The organism is Spiroplasma endosymbiont of Halictus nicosiae, from assembly GCF_978018445.1.
On the sequence record NZ_OZ389573.1, the window covers coordinates 2,421,422 to 2,443,207 of the forward strand.

At 26.7% G+C, this 21,786-nt stretch carries 32 protein-coding genes; 9 read left to right on the forward strand and 23 right to left on the reverse strand.

Annotation, left to right across the window (positions count from 1 at the left end):
- Nucleotides 1-409 precede the first annotated feature (409 nt).
- From ACZ91P_RS16405 to ACZ91P_RS16490, 18 genes are all read right to left on the reverse strand, one after another.
- Nucleotides 410-547, reverse strand: a complete 138-nt coding sequence (locus tag ACZ91P_RS16405) for a hypothetical protein (protein ID WP_465157359.1) — start codon at nucleotides 545-547, stop codon at nucleotides 410-412.
- Complete coding sequence (locus ACZ91P_RS16410; protein WP_465157360.1) at nucleotides 547-759, reverse strand: hypothetical protein; 213 nt, start codon at nucleotides 757-759, stop codon at nucleotides 547-549. The genes ACZ91P_RS16405 and ACZ91P_RS16410 overlap by 1 nt, the downstream gene beginning before the upstream one ends.
- A gap of 105 nt (nucleotides 760-864) precedes the next feature.
- Nucleotides 865-1,005, reverse strand: a complete 141-nt coding sequence (locus tag ACZ91P_RS16415; protein ID WP_465157361.1) for a hypothetical protein — start codon at nucleotides 1,003-1,005, stop codon at nucleotides 865-867.
- A gap of 9 nt (nucleotides 1,006-1,014) precedes the next feature.
- Nucleotides 1,015-1,800, reverse strand: a complete 786-nt coding sequence (locus ACZ91P_RS16420) for a hypothetical protein (RefSeq protein ID WP_465157362.1) — start codon at nucleotides 1,798-1,800, stop codon at nucleotides 1,015-1,017.
- 13 nt (nucleotides 1,801-1,813) lie between these two features.
- Nucleotides 1,814-2,092 carry a hypothetical protein gene (locus ACZ91P_RS16425; protein ID WP_465157363.1) on the reverse strand — a complete coding sequence of 93 codons (279 nt, stop codon included), beginning with the start codon at nucleotides 2,090-2,092 and terminating at the stop codon, nucleotides 1,814-1,816.
- A gap of 123 nt (nucleotides 2,093-2,215) precedes the next feature.
- The gene (locus tag ACZ91P_RS16430; RefSeq protein ID WP_465157364.1) at nucleotides 2,216-2,374 is read right to left on the reverse strand and encodes a hypothetical protein; all 159 of its coding nucleotides are present in this window, start codon (nucleotides 2,372-2,374) and stop codon (nucleotides 2,216-2,218) included.
- A 109-nt stretch (nucleotides 2,375-2,483) separates the two neighbouring features.
- Entirely contained in the window at nucleotides 2,484-2,921 is a 438-nt protein-coding gene (locus tag ACZ91P_RS16435; RefSeq protein ID WP_465157365.1) for a hypothetical protein, read from the reverse strand.
- The gene (locus tag ACZ91P_RS16440) at nucleotides 2,885-3,100 is read right to left on the reverse strand and encodes a hypothetical protein (RefSeq protein WP_465157366.1); all 216 of its coding nucleotides are present in this window, start codon (nucleotides 3,098-3,100) and stop codon (nucleotides 2,885-2,887) included. Before ACZ91P_RS16440 ends, ACZ91P_RS16435 begins: the two co-directional genes overlap by 37 nt.
- A 117-nt stretch (nucleotides 3,101-3,217) precedes the next feature.
- Nucleotides 3,218-3,343 (reverse strand): hypothetical protein, encoded by a 126-nt coding sequence (locus ACZ91P_RS16445; protein WP_465157367.1) that lies wholly within the window; start codon nucleotides 3,341-3,343, stop codon nucleotides 3,218-3,220.
- A 12-nt stretch (nucleotides 3,344-3,355) separates the two neighbouring features.
- A complete protein-coding gene (locus tag ACZ91P_RS16450; RefSeq protein ID WP_465157368.1) occupies nucleotides 3,356-3,772 on the reverse strand; it encodes a hypothetical protein in 417 nt (138 codons plus the stop codon).
- Between the two features lie 247 nt (nucleotides 3,773-4,019).
- Nucleotides 4,020-4,643 (reverse strand): hypothetical protein, encoded by a 624-nt coding sequence (locus tag ACZ91P_RS16455; protein WP_465157369.1) that lies wholly within the window; start codon nucleotides 4,641-4,643, stop codon nucleotides 4,020-4,022.
- A gap of 491 nt (nucleotides 4,644-5,134) precedes the next feature.
- Nucleotides 5,135-5,359 carry a hypothetical protein gene (locus tag ACZ91P_RS16460; protein WP_465157370.1) on the reverse strand — a complete coding sequence of 75 codons (225 nt, stop codon included), beginning with the start codon at nucleotides 5,357-5,359 and terminating at the stop codon, nucleotides 5,135-5,137.
- Nucleotides 5,352-5,714 carry a hypothetical protein gene (locus tag ACZ91P_RS16465; protein WP_465157371.1) on the reverse strand — a complete coding sequence of 121 codons (363 nt, stop codon included), beginning with the start codon at nucleotides 5,712-5,714 and terminating at the stop codon, nucleotides 5,352-5,354. Before ACZ91P_RS16465 ends, ACZ91P_RS16460 begins: the two co-directional genes overlap by 8 nt.
- A 102-nt stretch (nucleotides 5,715-5,816) precedes the next feature.
- Entirely contained in the window at nucleotides 5,817-6,200 is a 384-nt protein-coding gene (locus tag ACZ91P_RS16470; RefSeq protein WP_465157372.1) for a hypothetical protein, read from the reverse strand.
- Nucleotides 6,201-6,853: 653 nt separating this feature from the next.
- Complete coding sequence (locus ACZ91P_RS16475) at nucleotides 6,854-7,093, reverse strand: hypothetical protein (RefSeq protein ID WP_465157373.1); 240 nt, start codon at nucleotides 7,091-7,093, stop codon at nucleotides 6,854-6,856.
- A gap of 15 nt (nucleotides 7,094-7,108) precedes the next feature.
- Complete coding sequence (locus ACZ91P_RS16480) at nucleotides 7,109-7,375, reverse strand: hypothetical protein (RefSeq protein ID WP_465157374.1); 267 nt, start codon at nucleotides 7,373-7,375, stop codon at nucleotides 7,109-7,111.
- A gap of 126 nt (nucleotides 7,376-7,501) precedes the next feature.
- Nucleotides 7,502-7,843, reverse strand: a complete 342-nt coding sequence (locus ACZ91P_RS16485) for a hypothetical protein (RefSeq protein WP_465157375.1) — start codon at nucleotides 7,841-7,843, stop codon at nucleotides 7,502-7,504.
- A 16-nt stretch (nucleotides 7,844-7,859) separates the two neighbouring features.
- Nucleotides 7,860-8,081: a hypothetical protein gene (locus ACZ91P_RS16490; protein ID WP_465157376.1), complete on the reverse strand. Its 222-nt coding sequence runs from the start codon at nucleotides 8,079-8,081 to the stop codon at nucleotides 7,860-7,862.
- A 995-nt stretch (nucleotides 8,082-9,076) separates the two neighbouring features.
- On the opposite strand from ACZ91P_RS16490, the gene ACZ91P_RS16495 reads away from it, so the two are divergent.
- Nucleotides 9,077-9,265: a hypothetical protein gene (locus ACZ91P_RS16495; protein WP_465157377.1), complete on the forward strand. Its 189-nt coding sequence runs from the start codon at nucleotides 9,077-9,079 to the stop codon at nucleotides 9,263-9,265.
- A gap of 373 nt (nucleotides 9,266-9,638) precedes the next feature.
- Nucleotides 9,639-10,574 (forward strand): hypothetical protein, encoded by a 936-nt coding sequence (locus tag ACZ91P_RS16500; RefSeq protein WP_465157378.1) that lies wholly within the window; start codon nucleotides 9,639-9,641, stop codon nucleotides 10,572-10,574.
- A gap of 135 nt (nucleotides 10,575-10,709) precedes the next feature.
- On the opposite strand, the gene ACZ91P_RS16505 is transcribed toward ACZ91P_RS16500, so the two are convergent.
- Both ACZ91P_RS16505 and ACZ91P_RS16510 read right to left on the reverse strand, forming a co-directional pair.
- Entirely contained in the window at nucleotides 10,710-11,051 is a 342-nt protein-coding gene (locus ACZ91P_RS16505) for a lipoprotein (protein WP_465157379.1), read from the reverse strand.
- Nucleotides 11,052-11,360: 309 nt separating this feature from the next.
- Complete coding sequence (locus ACZ91P_RS16510) at nucleotides 11,361-11,735, reverse strand: hypothetical protein (RefSeq protein ID WP_465157380.1); 375 nt, start codon at nucleotides 11,733-11,735, stop codon at nucleotides 11,361-11,363.
- A gap of 97 nt (nucleotides 11,736-11,832) precedes the next feature.
- Here ACZ91P_RS16510 and ACZ91P_RS16515 point away from each other — a divergent pair, with 97 nt between their 5' ends.
- Together ACZ91P_RS16515 and ACZ91P_RS16520 are read left to right on the forward strand one after the other, a co-directional pair.
- Entirely contained in the window at nucleotides 11,833-12,159 is a 327-nt protein-coding gene (locus ACZ91P_RS16515; protein ID WP_465157381.1) for a hypothetical protein, read from the forward strand.
- Between the two features lie 56 nt (nucleotides 12,160-12,215).
- Complete coding sequence (locus ACZ91P_RS16520; protein ID WP_465157382.1) at nucleotides 12,216-12,614, forward strand: hypothetical protein; 399 nt, start codon at nucleotides 12,216-12,218, stop codon at nucleotides 12,612-12,614.
- Between the two features lie 399 nt (nucleotides 12,615-13,013).
- Here ACZ91P_RS16520 and ACZ91P_RS16525 read toward each other — a convergent pair whose 3' ends face one another.
- Both ACZ91P_RS16525 and ACZ91P_RS16530 read right to left on the reverse strand, forming a co-directional pair.
- On the reverse strand, nucleotides 13,014-13,223 hold the full coding sequence (locus ACZ91P_RS16525; protein ID WP_465157383.1) for a hypothetical protein: 210 nt from the start codon (nucleotides 13,221-13,223) through the stop codon (nucleotides 13,014-13,016).
- A gap of 202 nt (nucleotides 13,224-13,425) precedes the next feature.
- Complete coding sequence (locus tag ACZ91P_RS16530; protein ID WP_465157384.1) at nucleotides 13,426-14,289, reverse strand: Cof-type HAD-IIB family hydrolase; 864 nt, start codon at nucleotides 14,287-14,289, stop codon at nucleotides 13,426-13,428.
- Between the two features lie 190 nt (nucleotides 14,290-14,479).
- On the opposite strand from ACZ91P_RS16530, the gene ACZ91P_RS16535 reads away from it, so the two are divergent.
- From ACZ91P_RS16535 to dnaJ, 5 genes are all read left to right on the forward strand, one after another.
- Nucleotides 14,480-16,621, forward strand: coding sequence for an ATP-dependent Clp protease ATP-binding subunit (locus ACZ91P_RS16535; protein WP_465157385.1), 2,142 nt, complete (start codon nucleotides 14,480-14,482; stop codon nucleotides 16,619-16,621).
- A gap of 87 nt (nucleotides 16,622-16,708) precedes the next feature.
- Complete coding sequence (gene hrcA / locus ACZ91P_RS16540; protein WP_465157386.1) at nucleotides 16,709-17,770, forward strand: heat-inducible transcriptional repressor HrcA; 1,062 nt, start codon at nucleotides 16,709-16,711, stop codon at nucleotides 17,768-17,770.
- Nucleotides 17,763-18,386, forward strand: coding sequence for a nucleotide exchange factor GrpE (locus ACZ91P_RS16545; RefSeq protein WP_465157387.1), 624 nt, complete (start codon nucleotides 17,763-17,765; stop codon nucleotides 18,384-18,386). The genes hrcA and ACZ91P_RS16545 overlap by 8 nt, the downstream gene beginning before the upstream one ends.
- 28 nt (nucleotides 18,387-18,414) lie before the next feature.
- Nucleotides 18,415-20,196, forward strand: coding sequence for a molecular chaperone DnaK (gene dnaK, locus ACZ91P_RS16550; protein ID WP_465157388.1), 1,782 nt, complete (start codon nucleotides 18,415-18,417; stop codon nucleotides 20,194-20,196).
- 60 nt (nucleotides 20,197-20,256) lie between these two features.
- Entirely contained in the window at nucleotides 20,257-21,399 is a 1,143-nt protein-coding gene (gene dnaJ, locus ACZ91P_RS16555) for a molecular chaperone DnaJ (protein WP_465157389.1), read from the forward strand.
- Nucleotides 21,400-21,448: 49 nt separating this feature from the next.
- Here the strand turns inward: dnaJ and ACZ91P_RS16560 are convergent, their stop codons facing one another.
- Complete coding sequence (locus tag ACZ91P_RS16560; RefSeq protein WP_465157390.1) at nucleotides 21,449-21,775, reverse strand: rhodanese-like domain-containing protein; 327 nt, start codon at nucleotides 21,773-21,775, stop codon at nucleotides 21,449-21,451.
- Between the last annotated feature and the right edge of the window lie 11 nt (nucleotides 21,776-21,786).

Here is a 21,786-nt window from a genome sequence, read left to right on the forward strand (position 1 = left end):
ATGAGTAGATTTAATAATATCAACACCATCAGGTGAATAAGGGCGTTTGTATTCTTCAATGATATAACATTCATTTTTGTTGTCTTCGGTAATTGGTTCATTAATAGATACTATTTTTAAGTCATAGGATTCTAAAAATTTTTTGTCTTTTTTGAAATATCATTAATTAAAATATCTTTTTCATCAATCATTACATAACTTGTGCTATTATCTTGGAATGTGGTATTTTGTTGAATTTGTAATTTAAAATTAAAATCACTAATTTCATAACCAGTTATTTTAATATATTCATCTTTGTCAATAAAACCTATTTTAACGCTATTTTGAGAGTAGTTTAAGATTGGTTTTTGCTTTGTCTTAACAAGATTTTATTAATTTTATAAATAAAAGGGTTCTAGCACGGTCTTCACTAAATAATTGTTCTAAATCGGGGGTCGCTATACTGTGATTGAATAGCAAAATCTAACGGAATACTATCAATTGAATAATCAATTGGTTCATCATTTTCTGCTAATTTTGCTAACATTTTTTCAGATGGTTTTAACATTATTCTTGTTCTCCTTCTTCATTAGGAATATTGATAATAGTTTCGTTGTTTTTTAATTGTCTGTTTAAAGTAGCATTAACTGGTAAGCGAACATCAACAATTAACTCATCAATATTTTTAATATTGAATCTTCTACTATTTAAAACAGCATTATTATATTTAATTAACTTAATAATAAATTCAGTTAATTTAATCTCTCTAATGTATATCATTTGTTCGTATGATGCATTTGTTTGAATATTTACACTAGCAACTTCTGCTTGCGTTTGTTGGGCTCCCTTGGCGATTGCGGGAACATGATGGCGATTTATTTTATATTAATTTGTTAATAATCAATCATATATTTTGGTTAATTGTTCACCTTTAAAATTACCAGCAATATAGTCTACTGGCTGAAAATTACTATCAGGGTCTCCTTCAACTAATAACAAGTCATTTTGAATAAATGATGCCAGCATTTTACTAATTTATTGGTCAACCACACCAGTAACTCCATTAGTATTAATGGTAAATTTACCACTATTTAACAATGGGTCTAACATTATCTTTTCAGCAATAATATCTAAAATACTAGCAAATTGCTTACCATAGCGAGCAGAAGATTCAAAATTAGGGTTATTAGGAATTATTTCAATTGGAATAAAATTAAGTGGCAATATTTCTTCTCTTTGTAAAGTTGTATAGTTATTTCATTTAACATCATCAATATATAAGTCGGTAATAGTACTATATAATCGTGTTTTTAACTTTCTAATAACTTTTACTTGTTTAGTTACAGAATCAATCTCTAATTTTTCAGTAATAAAAATACTCTGGTCATTTTTAATATAAGGGTCATAATCAAAAGTGCAAGATACTAAATTACCTAATTTATCATACTGGTCATTGTAAAAATCAATAGTAATAAAATTAAGTTTTGAATTATTAGCAAAAATAAAATATGCACCCTTACCATTTTTATTAATTTTATATTCGTTATATCAATTCTTATTAGTAAAGTCTTGCATTTTTAAAAAGATATTAATTAATTTAGAGTTTATTTGTTGATTAGTAATAGGATTATAAATGCTAATTTCTAAATCTCGTGGATTTAAAAAATTAGCATTATCTTCACAAATTCTTTTTTCTAAAATCTCATTATGTTTTTGAACAGTAACATTTTTACGATTAGTAATTGTTGATGCTAAATTAAGATAATAACTATCAATATCATATTCTTTTTTTAATTTCTTTTTGGCTGGTAACAATCCCATTTATAACACCTCTTTATTTTGTTTCTTCTTTTTTAATAACATCTTCTATACTATCTTGTTTTTTATCTTTCTTAAAAAATTCAAAAATTTTATCAATTAAATAGACTAAAACACCACTAATAAGTAATAATAAACCAATATAAAAATATTCTGGTCATGAAATTTCAATTACTTTAAATGCTTTGCAAAAAAATAACACAATTGCACTTATTATTAAAATTGCCCCTAATTCCCAAATAAATATTTTACGAATTAATAATAAAATTTCTGATTTATAATCTTTTAAATTCATTTATAACACTCTACTTTCTTTCTAAATTATTTTTTTATTTTAATAAATTAGCATTAATTTGTAATTAATTCATTATTATTTTTAATTGTAATATTTTTATTAAACATAATTATCTTCGTTAATTTATTGTAACTCTTCTAATTTTAGAATTGTTGGCGAATATTCATCACCCGTCATTGAAATTACTACTTTATGATTATTAGAAAAATTATCTACATTTAAAAAACCAATTCTTGTTGCCCCGCCTTTTCCCAAGGCCAAACTAGTTGAAATAGTTTGCAAACCACCACCATTATTTTTACATTCAAAACAAGTTGTTATAACAAAATCTGCGGTTGGTCGTTCTCAAGTAAAATGAACTTTATATTTTTTCCCTAAAATAAATTTATATTTAATTACTTTTTTGTTTACTCTTTCTCCTACTTCTTTTCACTGCTCAATACTTTTTTAAAGCATAATGTTCATTAATGTATTTAGTAGTTGGTAATGTGTCATCTGTTGCTTCTAGTCCGGGCGTTTTGTTTGTTTTAACAACACTAAAATCTGCAACTTGGTCATTATTTTGGAAGCTTGGGTCTCATATTCTTAATTCACCAGTTTCAGCACTAAAATCAGCATTATTACGCTTACTAACATTTGGCATTAAAGTAATTTTATTTTGTTTTAAATCTGAAACCGCAATTTCTCCATTATTATTTTTAATAATACTTTTATTATCAATCTTAGTTTTTTCTTTTTTTATTAAAACATCAACTTCAAATTGGGTATAATATGCTTCTAAATCTATCATTCTTAAATCAATACCTTCTTTTTGAAAAGTACGAAACATTTTTTTAAAGTTGTTAGATTAGCCAATGATTTTGCATAGCTAGGCAATAGACCTTGTCATGTTGCCATAGGGTCATTTTGTGAAGAATAATTAATATCACCAACACTCATATTTGCCGAAGTAAAAAATTCAATTGGAATGCGATTAAATGTTCAATGTTCAATCGTAATAAACACCATATTAATACAAATTTTCTTTAATAATGGGTCTTTAAATGTTTCAAATTTTAGCTTTTAAAATTGATAGTTTAAGTAAGAATTAATCATATTTTGGGCTCTTAAAGCAAATGTTTTAAATTATAATTCTACATCACCTTTAAAGAACTTATTATAACGAACTGGAACTTTTGTAATTTTACCTGTCATTGGAATAAAATTATTATAATTTTCCAAAGTAACATTTTGTCATAATTCATTTAACATTTAATCATCTCCTTATCATTTATTTCTTTTTGATTTGATTTTATTTAAGATAAACTTTTTACTACTTGATAGTGTTTTTGTTTTAATTTTTTTGTTTAAATCTTGTTTTGTTCTGAGTTGTTTATATGCTTGAAATACTAGTCCATTACCCAATAAACTAGTAATTGCACTATCTTCTAGCGTATTTAACAATTTATCTTTATTAAAGTTATTTTTAAATTGTTCTTGTATTTTTAATATCTTAGCAATTGTCCGATATATTTTAAAACTATCTTTTACTACTTGCTGATAAGCAAGTGGGGCAATAGAAACTAAATTAAACAAACTTGTTTTTTTAAATCGCCAACCAATAAACCACTCACTGTTCATATAGAATTTAAACGGTTCAGGAGATAAAACAAACTGTTCTGCTTTGATTAAAGTTGTCATAACGACAATAGGGACATATTTAGGATTTTTATAATATATTGTTAAAGCAACTTCACCCGCAACTGATAAAGGAACAATTTTAACTGCTAAAAAAACATCAGAACCATAAGCAAAAGGTAATAATTGACCTTTTTTAATAGCCTTAGTTTCAAATTTAGATAATATTTTTTTAGTTTTATCAGTAATTTTACTAATTACTTTTTGTTTAATAGTAATTATTTGTTTTTCAATAGGGGCTAATAATTTTTTAGTTACTTTTTGAATATAAAAATTTGGGTTTAAATGATTTAAAAATTTTATTTAATTTAATTGGTGTTTGATGAAAAATATTTAATAATTTATTATTATATATTTTACTGCCCCTCATTAAATTAGCATTTAATAGTAGATTTTTACCAACACCTTTTTTATGAAGATTAGTCATAATGTTATATCACTCATTAGTATTAATTTTACTTATTTTATCAATATTTAATCCATATTCAGACAATCATTTATTAGTATTTTTTTCATTCACACGTGGTATTTTTTGAACTAATTTAGGACTTATTTTTTGAATATTTTTCTCAATTTTTAATAAATTATTAATTGTTTCTAAATTAGAAACTTTAAAACCTTTATAAAAATCATTTCGGGCTAATTTTCCAATTGTATATAATAAAGTTTCATTATTAGCCTGCTTTGTAAAATCAAATATTAATTTAGAAGATAAAATCTTTTTATCTGTAACTTGCCTTACAACATCTTCTAAATTATTAGCAGTTATTACACCTAATTTTTCAAGTAGTTTAGTTTCTTTTGCTAATTTTAAAATTCTAGTTGTTCGAACAGCACGCGTTAATTTACCAATTCCACCAATTGCTGGTAACAAATTTAAGGCGGTACTTTTTGCTGTTACTTCTGATGTTAATTTATCATATATTTGATTTACGGCAAAATCGGTTGCTGTTTCTACTCCAAACGAGATAAATGCTGCGGCAAAATTAGATAATCCCGCACCAAGACCAACAGCCGAAGCAATAGCACCAGTTAAAACTAATAAACCAAGAGCTAAAACTTGAATTCCTAAAAATTCTAATAACTGTAAACCAAAACTTTTTTTTGTTGTTGGATTGACAATCTAGTTGGATTTTTTTTAACAGCATAAATAAGGGCTGTTTTAGATGTTCCAATTGGCATATATATCAAACGAAAAAGTACTATTTTTTAGTACTATTAAGAATTTTTAATTTTAACATCAATCGGATTTGTTTGACCAGTAGCGTTGTTTTTACCTTCAATTTGGATAAAAATCTTGGTATCATTTGTAATATTTATTGGTCAATCAACACCAGCACTTTCAATAAAGTAATCAAAATCACTTTAAGTTAAAGAACTATTTACTGCTTTTAAAACAACATCTTTAAATTGTGGTTTTAACTGTTCGGCTGTTGCTTTTGTTGGGTCTGCAACATGAATAGTTGGTTTATCTATTTTATTAATTTTATTAATATCAATTTTTGAAACAATATGTTTAATAATTCCTTTTGGTTCAAACACTGCTCTACCTAAATATAAAACTCTTTCCATAATCAAAGTATTACCCATTCCAGTACCTAACGCAGCAGCACCAACTCTTAACGGAGTATGATCTTTTTTTGTGTAAAATAAGAAGGTCATATTTTTTGCTAAACTTAAAGGCAATTGCATTAACACCATCTGGTAATAATTCAATTGTTCCTTCTGAACCATCTTTATTAATAATTGGTAATTTTTTAGGAACCATATAGTATGTTGTTCCTTCAACAGTTTTCATTGCTCCACTTGTTGTGATTACACTATTTATTTGGTCGTTTGCTCCAAGTTGTAACTGTAATTTATTATGAATTCCACGAATAAAATCAGCCGGACCTAAAACAATTGTTTCTGATGGAGTAAAGCCGTTTTCATATATTTTATCCATAATTTCATCATGAATTTGTAAAGCATTTGTATCATCTGCTTTTTGCCTTAAATAGTTGTAACTGTTCCTTTATTAATAATTTCTAAAATTTTATTGCGTTTATTAAGCAACCTCAGTATCCATTGCTTGCTCAATATCGGCAACCCAAAGATTAGGATTAAAATCATTTTCTACAGGGTCTAATTTACGAGCAAAAGTTAAAATTGTATCTAATTCAACAACTCCATCTTCAAATTCTACTGTTGAATATTTTAGAAGATTATCATCGGTATTAAATACTTGTCCATCTTTTCCCAAACCTTCATTATATTTAATATTTTTCTTTCTTTTATATGTTAAACCAAATTTATTTGCTTCTTTTCACGCAAATAAAGTTTCTCAACTAAATTTTTGTTGATAAGTTTGTAAATATCATTGTTCAAATGTTTCTCAATCTCTTTGTGTTTCTTGATTAGCAATATCGCCAAAAATTGTTTTTGGATCCATATTTTTATTCCTTCTTTCTATTTATTAAATACATTGTCTGTATCTAAAATATTGTTTTCTTTGTTTACTACTTTTGGTACGCCCCCAGTATTAACTGTTTGTACCTTAATTAATTCATCATAAACACTTTGCAATTGTGTTTTTATGATTTCAATATCATCAGTAATATCATAAGATTTTAATAAAACATTTTTAAAATCTTCATTATCAGTTGAAGAATTAATAAAATCAATTACTTCAATTTGTTTTAGTTGAATTGTTTGTTGTTCAATTTGTGAAGTTAACTCAGTATTTTTTGCTTGTAGTTCGTTGATTTGCTGATTATTATTTTCTAAATTACTTGAATTAAATTCTTCAACTTCAGCAGTATTTTTAAAATAATTTCAGCAGTTTTAATATCTAAACTATCATCTTCATTTTTAATAGGTTCATTTTTTCATTTAAAAGAACATATTTTACATTTTTTAATGCCATTGTTTTTCCTCCTATTTTTTAATATTTGTATTTGTTCTTTTTCTAATCGTTTTTTTGTATAATTTCAAAACTATCTACTCTAAAAGACAAAAAATAGCGTTTAGTTTATATATTCAACTGATTAAATACTGAGTCTTTAATTTTTATCTCATCATCTTTTTTTAATTTCAAAAACTCATTTAAAACAGATGGGTTATATCAGATGGGTTATATATTGATAATGTTGAGTAATTTAATCCTTCTCACTGGCATTTAGCCGAACAAGCATCAACTTCAACACCACCAGTAACAAGAGCCTTAATTTTTGTTTTAATAGGATTTTCATGTAATCTAACAGTTAATTCTAACTTATTAACTTTTTTTATTTTAGGTTTATTAGTTATTGATTTTTTAGATAAATTATTTTTTGTTTGAGACATTATTTAACATCTTTATTAGATAATTTGTCATATTTTGAACTGTCAACTAATATTTAATCGATAGAACCCTGTTGAATATGGATTTTTGTAAAAATCTTCTTTATATAATTGTTGTTGTTTTAATTTTTCAATTTCACTACCTAAATTTTGATTAAAATTATGTGCCATATCTATTTGTTGTTTAAAACTATTTATTTCTTGTTCTTTTTCAGCAAGTTCTTTTTTAAGTGTTTCATTTTCTTCTTTAAGTTTGTTAAATTTAATTGATTCTGTTATTGTCATTATTTATGACTTCCTTTTTTTAAAAATATTGTAAATGTTTTCAAGCATCTAATTCGTGATCTGTCATTTTAATATTTCCTTTATAAATATAATTTTTCTTAACAACTGGTGATTGTAAAACATAATTTAAATTAAATAGATATTTGCATAAAACTTTTGAACCACCAATGAATTTAGGAGTAGATAATGGATTTTTTTTAAACCTTTGTAAAGTTGAAAATCTTCAATTATTACAATAACTTTATTTAAATAAGAACAAATTTTATTTTTAAACTCATTTAATATTAAATACATATTATTTATTGCTTTTTCTTCATTTTTGGAATTAAAAGTAATATTATTAATTATTTTATTTTGTAAAACATTATAAATAATAATACCAGTTTGACCAATTCCAGCAGGGTCAATTGCAATAATATATTTTAATTTATCTGGTTTATTTTTTTGTCAATTTGTAATATTTTTCATCCATCTGATGCTAAATCTAAAATATCGTTAATTTTGTAATGTTGCATATAAGAAGCAATAATATCTCACTTGTTTTCAAAAAAATTAAGTACATTTTTGCTCATTCTAAACATTGCAAATCATAATGCTTTTTATGATGTGAAATACGATAATTAATAGGTTGACAATTAACTCAAAGAAAAGATGTTGTTATTTCATTTCAGGTTTTATTAATATACAAACTTTTATATTCTGTCATTATATATACTCCTTAATTTTTTTATTTGTTGATCAAATTTCATCATTAATATTATTTGCAGTTACTGGATAAGCACATATCATTAATTCTTGTAATTTATTTTAGTATTTAATTACTTCACCGCCCGCTTCACTTTGAAGGTGAGCGGGGGCGGATAGGATATTTTGATAGAGTTTACCACCCCCATACGGAAATAAACAAAAAACAGTTTACCCAGTTATTAATTACGCTTCATCCATTCCTACACAACTTTATATAAAGAAAATAACCTTTTAGAGTTCCAACCCTCTTGTTTTTTAGTGTCCGATATTGTTTTTTTCGGTTTAACAACACTCTTTTTATGAAAACAAGCCAAAAAACACATGCTCTGACATTTCACAAGTGATTAATCTTGTCGAGAATTAAAGAAATAAATAGGAGAGTAAATCCAATCGCTTTCACACTTTCTTTAAGATTTCGTGCCATAGATAAGTTATCCATCTTTAAGCATCAAAATATTAAGTTTTAGTATTGCATTATTCATCAGATAATACCTTTATTAAAAATGATATTATTAGTTGTTAAACCGAAAAAATATAATAAATCACAGAAAGGAAATTATAAAAATTAACTAGTTTGTAGGGCAAAATAGGTTAATTTTTAATTTTAAAGATACTATCTGATGAATAATGCAAATAAAAAAATCGTTCTAATAAGCGATTACTTTAATTTGTATTTAATTACTTTATTTATAATTTTTATAAAACCTAAGCTTTTTTCCGACTACCATTTGATTTAGAAAATGAAGATGAACAAAACGAAAGCAATAATACAGGAGGCATAAAAGATGAATTTAAACAAAAATAATTCAAAAGAAGCAATACAAATTAATAACCAAGTATTATATACAACAATGAGAATGGCCTCTACTGATTCAAAAAATTATTAAAAGAAAAATACAAGAATTAGATAAATGATTTATCTTTCCTTTTTTTATTACAAACGGAGTTATTCCAATGACTACAAGTGGATATAAACCAATTAATAGTATTCCCCAAGATTATTCAGATTTTACATTAGCAATTACTGGTAATGCAACTATTATTGCTCAATGAAGAAATGCATTTAAATTAAAACAAGTTAATAAAGGAACAAAAGAAAATAATTTTAAAGATGCTGATAATTTTTATACTAAAATTTATTAATCCAATGAATTATCCTACTAATCGTGGTGATATGTATGAAGCATATTTACAAAATTCAACTAGTGGAGCATATTTTTCATCGCAAGGTACACCTGACCCAGTATTTCAAGGCATATAAACTCAAAGACAATATACTTTATTATCTACTGAAAAACAATTTAATCAAAATGATGAGTTAAATTTATATATTGTTTTAAAAAATAATAATCAAAATATTGGTGGAGAAACTATTAATACTTACGAATATAATCAATCTATCCAATGATTATATATTTCTAATATTACAGACTACTATGACCCATTTGATAATAAAAAGTTTTTATTTCAAGAAATTACATTTAGTAGTGTTAATGACCAATTATCTAAATCTGGGATGGCAATATGACAAAAAATACAACATGGAGCAATTGGAGAAGGATATTTTTTCCCAAAAATTATTAATGGTGTTGTTGATTATGATCCTGAATTAGCAAAAGATATTGGTGTTAAATGAATTGATTTAAAAGTATTAGGTTTAACAGCATTTACATCTTTAACAATTATTGGTAGCCCTGTAAAAGCAGGACAAATTAATACAAGAGTATATCAGCCACGATATTTATTATTTTCTGATGAATTAAGTGGAATGCCTGATACTTTATTAACAAATTCAAACCCTGTTAATGTTTTATATAATCTACAAGGATTAATACCAGTTAATCAAACAACATATGGTGAATGAACTAATGTTTTTAATAATTTAGCAGACCCATTAGCAAAGAAAAATGCTGAGGGAGTATTAGGAAGTAATTTAGAAGCTACTAGAAAAACAAATCCAAATAAAATACCTTTTTGAGATAGTGGATTACAATTTAAACCATCAGGTGTATATGATACTAGACAAATTCGTAAATTTATTTATCAAGACCCAGAATATAAAAAGGTTCCATTTGGTGTTGCTTCATTTGATTATTCATCTTTAAAATCATCATCATTTCATGATATTTTAAATGCTAATCGTTATACACATTCATCAATTTCATTATTACCATGAGATATTAATGAATTTACTAAATTTAGTATTAATAACTTGCCTATTGTAGGTAAAATAATTTCATTTTTTGATTTAGGTTTGCCAGTTAAATTAATGAGTCAAAAAAATACTAAATTAATTCCAAAAATAGCACAACTAAATGCTTTTATTGATTATTTAAGTTATGAAATTATTCAAAATAGTTTATGAAGTAATACATCAAAAGGAAAAGATAATATTCCATATGATATGTTTCGTAATGAAACAGAAAACCAAGTTGGTGGTTTGGTTTATTAGGAAGTAATTCATTAACATTTGATTGTATGTTAAAACTAACAGATAAAATTAGAACCCATTATTATTCTTCAACTGGTCAAGATTTAGGTACCAAAGTTTATTCAACTATTGATTTACGGCAAAATAGAATTAATGTTAATGGTGGAACTGATGAAATTGTAATTCTTTCACAAGATATTGATATTTATAATCTATTCATTTCCCAATTCATTTTATAATTTTTCAACCGTTTTCAATTTTTATAACACCAATATAATTTTTATTTTCATTATTTTTTTGATTAACAAAACTATTAACTAATTTTCAATTACTTTCAACTGGAGGTTCTTGTGATTTTTCTGGTTTTGGTGTAGGTTCAGGTTTATTTCCCCCGTTTTCGCTATTATTATCTGGTTTAGATTTATTACAAGCAATTAAAGTTGTTGTACTTTTTCCCGTTAATGTAATAGCACCTAAAATGCTTAATATTTTTTTCATTTTTTCTGTTTCTCCTCAATTATAAAATAACTGCCCACAGTATTTGAAATAATTTTTCAACCATGGTTAGAGTTAGAAAAAAATGATTATTTATTTCTTCAAAATGATTGTAAATAACATTAATTAAAGTATTAATATCTTCAACATTAATTGATCCTCTCACACCAGAATGATCTTCTTTGTTAAAATTACTAATTTCTAATTTAATTTTATTTTTGAATGCTTCAAAATTATCTTTATTTTCTTCATAAATTTGCTTAATTTTATTTCACTCATTACTACTAATATCTAATTTTATTTGATCATGTGCTAAAAGTTTATAATATTTTCAATTTCATTATATTGATTATGTGATTCGTGTTTTGTTGCTGTTGTATGGTCACTATTAAGCCATCAAATAATAGAAGTCCCTGCAATTAACATCTCACCAATTGCTAATGATAAACCTAGTGTTTCGGGAGCTAAAGCCGCAGAAGTACCAGCTTCTGTTCCAATAACTGCGGTTCCTTCTGCCACTGATAGAGTTTCTGCAGCTGTTAAACCTTCTGCTACAGTACTTTCTGATAAAAGTGGGGTCATTTCTACTGCTTCCCCTGTTTCTGATGAAACAACAGTACGAGTGGTTAATAAATTATTTTTGATATAATTAGCAGTAGCTGAGGTTTTATAAAAAATATAAATCACAAATTATGAATAAAAAATAATAAAAAGTTAATTAAATTTTCAAATGTTATAATTAACATAGTTATGTTATATATTTTTTTAAAATGGGGGTAAATTAATGAAATATATTATTAATGATTTTAATTTAAGTGATTTACAAGCTAAATTGCAATATTTTTTAAATAAAAACTATCAAAATAAATATTATAAAAAAATAAAAAAGAAAATATTTGCATATATTAATTTATGTAAGGATTTTTTTCTTGAAACTAAGTTGTTATTAAAAGACTTGATTAAAAAATATTTTAAAAATAAATTTTCAACTTTTTATTACTGAGCAAATAAAATTTTACTTGCATATGCAAATAATAATTTTGAAGATTTATTATTAAAATCAACAGTTCCTAATAATATTAATTATCAATATAGTAATGATGTTCGTTAAAATATCTGTGATTTATATTTTGAGTATTGTAATAAACATGCTGGGGTGTTTTATCTTTGTATTATAATTTAAAAAAAGGAATTCATCGCGAAGAATTAAAAAATAAAGCACCTAAAAATTTAAAAACATTTTTCCGTTGACTTAAAAAAGATAAGCGTTGATTAAAAATAAAAAATAAAATTAAAGAAATTAAAAGACAACATTCAAGATATGAAGTTAAAGAATTAGGATTATTACAAATGAATGCAAAATATTTTATGCCAAGTAAATTTCCATTTGATAAAAAATATTATGTTTATGATTTTATTGATGAAAGAATCAGAGTAGTATTCGGTTATATTTATGATAAATTATGCACTGAGAATTCTATTGATACCGTTAAAAGAGCAATCAGTGATTTTAAAAAAATATTTGGTATTAAAATAACACGAATTAGAACTGATAACGGTTCTTAATTTATTAATAGTCATCGGAATAATCAAAAAAGTACTGTTAAAGAAACTAATTTTACTCAATTTTTAACAGATAAAAATATTTTACATCAAACAACACCTGTTCGTTCTCCTCAGTCAAATAATAAAATTGAAAGATCTCATCAAAATTATACTAAGTTATTTGTATTTGATGAAAAAAATTGAATGCAGTTGGTTTACAAAATAAATTAAATGATTACTATTATTTTTATAATTTTGAAAGAGTACATAAATCTTTAAACTTTCAGACACCATTTGAATTTTTAACTAATTTAACTAAATAATTTTAAATTTATAAAGTTTTATTTAAACTATTTTTTAGTGTGTCAATTTTAGAATTTTTATTTATATATGTATCATTTTAAATAATATTTTTATATTTTAAATTATATATTTTATTATTTTTTCTTGCAATTTCCAAAATGTGTGTGGTATAATGAATGTATTAATTTTTATTAACTTAGCATATTCAGTTTCAGTATTAATAAAGTTTGTTAAAATTTCATTATTATTAGGTTTAATAGCAGTAATTGTGCTTATTCCATTTAAAATAGCTGTTGACATTGTTAAGATACTTAATATTTTTTTCATATTTCATAGAAACAAAAATGATATAGGTGTTATTATAAAATTTTATTATGAAAATATTTATTATTCTTAAATATTCAATACTTCCAATTTTAATTTAATTAATATAACAGCCTAAATCATTTTTCTGATTTAGTAATTGTATTTTAGCATTAAAAAATGAAAATATTTTTTAATTGTTTTAAAGATAAAAAAAGAAATGTTTTTAAACATTTTCTCCTTTTAATAGTTTTTGTAAATAATCACCAACGCCGCCTTCATCATTAGTTAAGTGTGTAATTCCCCAAGCATTAGTTTTTAAATTGTCATTTCCATTTTTCATTGCGATTCCATAACCAACATTTTGCAATAGTTCTAAGTCATTCATTTCATCACCAAAGGCAATAACATCACGAATATCAACGTTATAATATTGTGCTAAAATATTAGCTGCAAATCCTTTTGAAACAAGTTTATTTGTAATGTTAATCATTATTTGCACCTGACTGCTACTATAATGCCCAATGTTAACTTGGACAGAGTTTTTAAAATTTTCAAAAATTCGTAAAATTTGATCTTTTTCATTAGCATTGTTTAAATATAAGGCCATATTACTAGCTGGACCTTTTCAAGCAGTATAAGGATTGGCAATAAAATATTCATCATCAGCCACATCATCAAGATGAAAGTAATTTTCAATTGCCTCATCTTTTTTTCAACAAATTGCTTTATCATAATGTTCAATTAAGACATTTGCAACAATATTTTTTACATCAGGATGGTTGATAATACTCATAATAACATCATAAGAAATTGGAAAAACTAAACGTTTAAACTCTCGTTTTAATGGGTCATGAATATGACCACCATCAAAGTTTGTTAATAAGGTGTCTAACCCTAATTCACGATAAAAGCGAATACTTGCTCGATGAGGGCGACCAGTTGTAATACATACTTTATGCCCAGCTTTAACAGCTTCTTTGATCACATCTTGTGTTTTTGGATGAATTGTTTTGCCATCATTCATCAATATTGTACCATCTAAATCAATTAGAATTAAACGTTTTTTATTTAGGTGTTGTAATTTCATGGGACTCCTTTCTAAAAAATAATTATGTTTCTAATCCCTGTATCTCTTATTATATCTAATATTTTTATATTTATATTATTTTTTAAAATTTAGCAGTATTTAATTGACTTTGCTAATTAGTATGATAATATATAATTGTAAAATTAGCAAACAAGCATATAGAGTGCTAAAAATTAAAGGAGGCAAAAGTATGGATTTAACACAACAATATGAACCAGGTAAAGATCCAAAAGTTCTTGAAAAATTTGCCAAAAATCTTAATAAAGAGGCTCTTGCTGGAAAATTAGACCCAATTATTGGACGTGAAGATGAAATTAATCGAGTAATTCGAATTTTATCACGAAGAACAAAAAATAATCCGGTCTTAATTGGTGAACCTGGTGTTGGAAAAACAGCGATTGTTGAAGGACTAGCACAGCGAATTGTTAAAGGTGATATTCCTAGTAATTTAAAAAATAAAACAATATATGAATTAGATATGGGAGCATTAATTGCTGGTGCGAAATTTCAAGGTGAATTTGAAGAACGTTTAAAAGCAGTTTTAAATAAAGTTAAAGAATCAAATGGCGATATTATTTTTTTTATTGATGAGTTGCATTTAATTGTGGGAGCTGGTAAGACACAAGGTAGTATGGATGCTAGTAATTTATTAAAACCAATGTTAGCGCGTGGCGATTTGCATTGTATTGGTGCAACGACTTTAGATGAACATCGTTTATATATTGAAAAAGATGCTGCGTTAGAGCGACGCTTTCAAAAAGTAGTTGTCAGTGAATCAACCATTGATGAAAGTATTTCAATTTTACGAGGTTTAAAAGAAAGATTTGAAACCTTTCATGGGGTTAAAATTCATGATAATGCTTTAGTTGCATCAGTTAACTTATCGTCTCGGTACATTACTTACCGGTTTTTGCCAGATAAAGCAATTGACTTAATTGATGAAGCTTCTGCAACAATTAAAACAGAAATTGCATCAGTTCCAACCGAATTAGATAATTTAAATCGGCGAATTGTTCAGTTAAAAATTGAAAAAGCAGCTTTGCAAAAAGAAACTGATAAGGCATCTAATGAACGGTTAGTTGATATTGAAAATGAATTGAAACCATTAAAAGCAAAACAACAAAAATTAGATATTCAATGAAATTCGGAAAAAGAAAGTATTACTAAATTAAAAAACTTAAAATCACAAGTTGAACAATTGAAAAAAGAGTTAGAGCAAGCGCAATTAAGTGGTGATTTTAATCGTGCTGGTGAAATTCAATATGCTTTATTACCAAAACTAGAAAAACAATTACATGAACAAGAAAAACAAGCTTCAGGTTCACATCTTTTGAAAGAAGATGTAACTGAGCGTGATATTGCTGCAATTGTTGGAAAGTGAACTGGTATTCCAGTTGACCGTTTAGTAGAAACAGAAAAGGCAAAATTATTAAATTTAAGTAAGATTTTACGACGTCGTGTTCGCGGTCAAAACGAAGCAATTCAAGTAGTTGCTGATGCAATTATTCGTAGTCGAAGTGGAATTAAAGACCCAAATAAACCAATTGGTAGTTTCTTTTTTTTAGGACCAACAGGAGTTGGGAAAACAGAAGTTGCCTGTAGTTTAGCATATGTTCTTTTTAACTCAAAAAAACAAATGGTACGATTAGATATGTCTGAATATATGGAAAAACATTCAGTAAGTAAATTAATTGGGGCGCCACCAGGTTATGTTGGTCATGAACAGGGTGGACAATTAACCGAGGCTGTTCGTCGAAGCCCATATTCAATTGTTTTATTTGATGAAATTGAAAAAGCACATCCTGATATTTTAAATATTTTGTTGCAAATTTTAGAAGATGGTCGTTTAACTGATTCATTAGGTAAAACTGTTGATTTTAAAAATACAATTATTATTATGACTTCTAATATTGGGTCAGAATATTTATTAAATGAAAATGATGATGTTGTTGGTTTATTAATTCAAAAAGAATTATCCAGAAAATTTAAACCAGAGTTTTTAAATCGAATTGATAATGTTGTGACCTTTAATGCTTTATCAAAAGATGTTATTAAAGAAATTATTGAAAAAGAATTAGCTGAATTAAGACAACGAATTGAAAATAGTAAAAACATTCGTATTAGTTATTCTGAAAAGGTATTAGAAAAAATTTTAAACGAAGGATATGATCGTGAATTTGGAGCACGGCCAATTAAGCGATATATTCAACGAAATCTTGAATCGTTAATTGCTCATGCTATTATTTCAGAAGAAGTTCAAGAGGGTAAATTTTATACAATTGATGTAGTTAAGAACGAAATGGTTATTAAGAATAGCACAAAATTAAATTAGCACTTGCATTCTTTAAATGATAAATTTATAATATTAAGTGTTAGCACTATTTAGTGTTAATTGCCAAATATTTATAAGAATTGTAGAATGGAGGTGTTGCTGGTGTTAACCCAACGACAAGAAAACATTTTAAAAGTAATTGTAGAAGAATACACAAAAACAGCACAGCCTGTTGGAAGTAAAGCTATTATGGCTTCGTCCTTAATAGATTCTTCTTCTGCAACAATTCGTAATGAATGTGCAATTTTAGAAAAAGAAGGTTTTTTAGAAAAAGAACATGCTTCATCGGGAAGAATTCCATCAACAAAAGGTTATCGTTATTATGTTGATAACTTGATGGTTGAGAAAAATATTGATGATATTAAAAACCGGATTGAAGCCTTATTTGTTAATCGAAATATGTCAATTAATGATATTCTTGATCAAACAGGCCAAATTTTAAGTGAAATGACAAATTTAATAACAGTTGTTGTTGGTCCAAACTTTCAAGAAGAATTATTAAAAAAAATTGAATTATTGCCAATTTCTGAAACACAAGCAGTTGTTGTCTTTGTTTTAACAAATGGGCATGTTGAGAATAAAATGTTTACAATTGATAAAAATAGTTCAATGAACGATTTAAAAATTTCTGTTGAATTATTTAATACACGGTTAGAAAATACTAAAATAACTGATATTCCAACAAAATTTGAGGTAATTCGCCCAATTTTAGAACAACAAGTAAAACATTATGAATATATTTTAAAACAATTTGTTAACGCTTTAACAAGTATTGTTAAACCAAGTTATTCAACTCATGGGATTCAATATATGCTCCAAAATCCGGAATATAATAACTCAGAACGAATTAAACAAGTTATTCGCTTAATTGAAACAATTTCACCGTTTGATTATTTTAAAAAACAACAGAATAACCCAAGCGAAAATCTTGTTTCAATTAAAATTGGGAATGAAACAGGGTTTAACAATGATGATATGGCTTTGTTGACAACAACTTATAAGGTTGATGATATACAAGAAGGAGGAATTGCTTTAGTAGGGCCAAAGCGGTTAGAATATGATAAGCTTTATGAAGTTCTTGAATGATTAGTTTATCGGATTAAAGAAGCATATCAAAAAGAAGATAGAGAGGGTGAGATTAATGAGTAATGAAAAAAATGATAAATCTTCGCCAAACCAATTAAAAGAAAAAATTCAACAATTACGGAAAGAATTAGCAAATAATCAACCTGCTGATTCACCGTCAGAATCAGGGAAAATAGCAACAGCACCGACAGCTGAAGCAAATAATTTGGCAATTATTGAAGATTTAGAACATGAAATTGATTTATTGTTAAAAGACAATTTACGATTGCGAGAAGAAAAATTATTAGCTTTAGCTGATGGTGAAAATTTAAAGAAAAGAATTCATGAAGAAGTTGCTGATATTAAACGTTATCGTGCAGCAGGGATGGCAGAAAAATTATTGCCAACATTAGATAACTTTGAACGTGCTTTGCAAGTTACTAATGTAACACCAGAAGTGAAAAACTTTTTAACAGGGTTTGAAATGATTTATCGTATGTTTAAAACGGTTTTTGAAGAAGAAGCTATTACCGCAATGGAGACAAAAGTAGGAGAACACTTTAATTCTAATTTCCATTCGGCAATTGAAATTATTGAAACAACTGATGTTTCATCAGGATGTATTGTTAAAATTTTACAAAAAGGATATATGATTCATGATCGTGTCTTACGTCATGCATCAGTACAAGTTGCAAAATAATTAATTTAAGAGAGGAAGGTATCATAATATGGCAAAAATTATTGGTATTGATTTAGGAACAACAAATTCATGTGTTGCTGTGATGGAAGGAAAAGATTTTAAAGTTTTAGAAAATCCGGAAGGGCAAAGAACAACACCATCAGTTGTTTCATTTAAAAATGAAGAAATTATTGTGGGAGATGCGGCAAAACGGCAAGCAGTAACAAACCCAAATACAATTAGTTCAATTAAACGTAAAATGGGGACATCAGAAAAAGTTCATGTTAATAATAAAGATTATAGTCCTGAACAAATTTCTGCTGAAATTTTACGTTATTTAAAAAACTATGCTGAGAAAAAATTAGGACAAAAAGTTTCAAAAGCAGTTATTACTGTTCCAGCTTATTTTAATGACGCACAACGACAAGCAACAAAAGATGCTGGAAAAATTGCTGGATTAGAAGTTGAAAGAATTATTAATGAACCAACTGCGGCAGCATTAGCTTATGGAATTGATAAAGTTGATAAAGAGCAAAAAGTTTTAGTATTTGACTTAGGGGGAGGAACTTTTGATGTTTCAATCTTAGATTTAGCAGATGGAACATTTGAGGTTTTAGCAACTGCTGGAAATAATCATTTAGGAGGAGATGACTTTGATGAAGTTATTATTCAATGAATGGTTGATGAATTTAAAAAAGATAATGGTATTGATTTAAAAACAGATAAAATGGCAATGCAACGATTAAAAGAAGAAGCAGAAAAAGCGAAAAAAAATCTTTCTTCACAATTACAAACTGAAATTGCAGCACCATTTATTACTGCGCGTGATGGAAATCCATTACATTTAAACCTAACATTAACAAGAACAAAATTTGATGAAATGACAAAAAGCCTTGTTCAATGAACAATTGAACCAGTTCGTAAAGCATTAGCTGATGCAAAATTAAAACCTAGTGATTTAGACCAAGTTTTACTAGTGGGAGGAAGTACGAGAATTCCAGCGGTACAAGAAGTTATTAAACATGAATTAGGAAAAGAACCAAACCGCACAATTAATCCTGATGAAGTTGTTGCAATTGGTGCAGCAATTCAAGGGGGAGTTTTAGCTGGTGATGTAAAAGATGTCTTATTATTAGATGTTACACCATTATCATTAGGTATTGAAACATTAGGAGGAGTTTCAACTGTTTTAATTCCTCGTAATACCACAATTCCAACATCAAAATCACAAGTGTTTTCAACCGCTGCTGATAATCAACCAGCTGTTGATATTCATGTTTTACAAGGGGAACGTAAAATGGCAGCAGATAATAAATCATTAGGACGATTCCAATTGTCTGGGATTGAACCAGCACCAAAAGGAATTCCCCAAATTGAAGTTAAGTTTTCAATTGATGCAAACGGAATTGTATCAGTTACTGCAAAAGATTTAAAAACAAGTAAAGAACAATCAGTTACCATTACTAATGGTGGTGGTTTAACAGAAGAAGAAATTCAACGAATGATTAATGAAGCAGAACAAAATAAAGAAAAAGATGAGCAAAAATTAAAAAACATTGAATTGCGTAATAAGGCAGAGTTATATCTTTCAACAATTACACAAGCTTTAGAAGGAAATAAGGATAAAATGGATCCTGAACAGTTAAAAGCTTCTGAAGAAATGGCCAAAGAAATTAAAGAATTGTTAGAAAAAGATAATTATGCTGGTTTAGAAGCAAAAATGGCAGCATTAGAACAAGCAATGGCTGAAGCTTCAAAATTTATGAATGACCAACAAGGTAATCAATCTGAACCAGAAGTTACGAATGATGATGACAAAAAAGATAAATAAGACAATAATGATGACTAAAATTCTTTTAGTTATCTTTTCTTTAAAAGAGAAAGTAGGAAGATGGTAGTGGGAAAACGAGACTATTATGAAGTATTGGGCGTTAATCGTAATGCCACTGATAATGAAATTAAACGTGCTTTTCGACAATTAGCAAAAAAATATCATCCTGATGTTTCAAAAGAGAAAGATGCCGAAGCAAAGTTTAAGGAAATTAATGAAGCTTATGAAGTTTTATCTGATTCAAATAAACGTCGCAATTATGATCAGTTTGGTCATGCTGGAACTGACCCCAATGGTTTTGGTGGCTTTAGTCATGGTTTTAGTAGTGCGGGAGATTTTGAAGATATTTTCTCTGGTGGTTTTGGCAGTTTTGGTGATATTTTTGAAAACTTTTTTGGTGGTGGTAAAAAACGCCGTGGTTTTAGTAATCAACCAATTAGAGGGGAAAATATTGCTGCACGTGTTACATTAACGTTAAAAGAACAAATGTTTGGGAAGAAAATAAACCTAGATTTAAATATTTATAAAAAATGTAAAATGTGTGATGAAACTGGAGCAAAAGGCCCTAAAAAAGACATTCATACTTGTACAACTTGTGATGGTTATGGTTATGTTAACCTTGAACAGCGTAGTATTTTTGGTGTGATTCAATCACAACAACCTTGTCCTGATTGTAAAGGGCGCGGAAAAGTAATTACTAATAAATGTTCAAAATGTAAAGGTCAAGGGAATTATCGTGGGAAAGAAACAGTAGAAATTGAGTTACCGAAATCAATTTATGAAAATCAACGGTTGCGAATTCGTGAAAAAGGAAACTACGGTCTAAATAATGGTCCACGGGGAGATATTTATTTAGAAATTTCAGTAAAACCAAATAAATATTTTAAGCGGGTTAATGATAACCTTGATTTAAATTTACCAGTATCTTATTTAGATGCTTTACTAGGAGCTGAAATTAAAGTTCCAACTTTTGATGGGGATGTTCATTTAAAATTACCACCAAATACAAAAACAAATAGTATTTTTAATATTCCAAATCATGGGTTTTTCAAATCACCAACATCGACAAAACGAGGAGATTTAATTGTTAATGTGATTGTAGCAATTCCAACAAAATTATCGCCAGAAGAAAAAACAATTTTACAAAAGTTAAGAAATAATAGTTCGTTTAAAATTACAGATGATTTCTATGAGGATTTATAATTATTAAAAAAAGTTTTAATTATGATATTAATATCATGCTTAAAACTTTTTATTTTTTTGTTTCTTGTTCTTTTCAACGGTAATAACCATAAATCCCAGTTCTTAAAACATAAGCATTATGATATCCTAATTGTCGTAGTTCTAATGCTGCTTCACTACTGCGATTACCATCATTGCATAATGTAATAATTAATTGGTTTTTGTCTGATAAGTAACGCGATGGATCTTGGAGCAAATCAAAAATATAAACATTGATTGAATTTGGAATTTGTTGTAACGCTTTAAATTCAATCTCAGTGCGGACATCTAATAATAAAGCTTCTTCTTTTTGTGTTTCAAAGATTTCATTATCCATATAGACTGCTTTTTGGTTCATTATGTACTCCT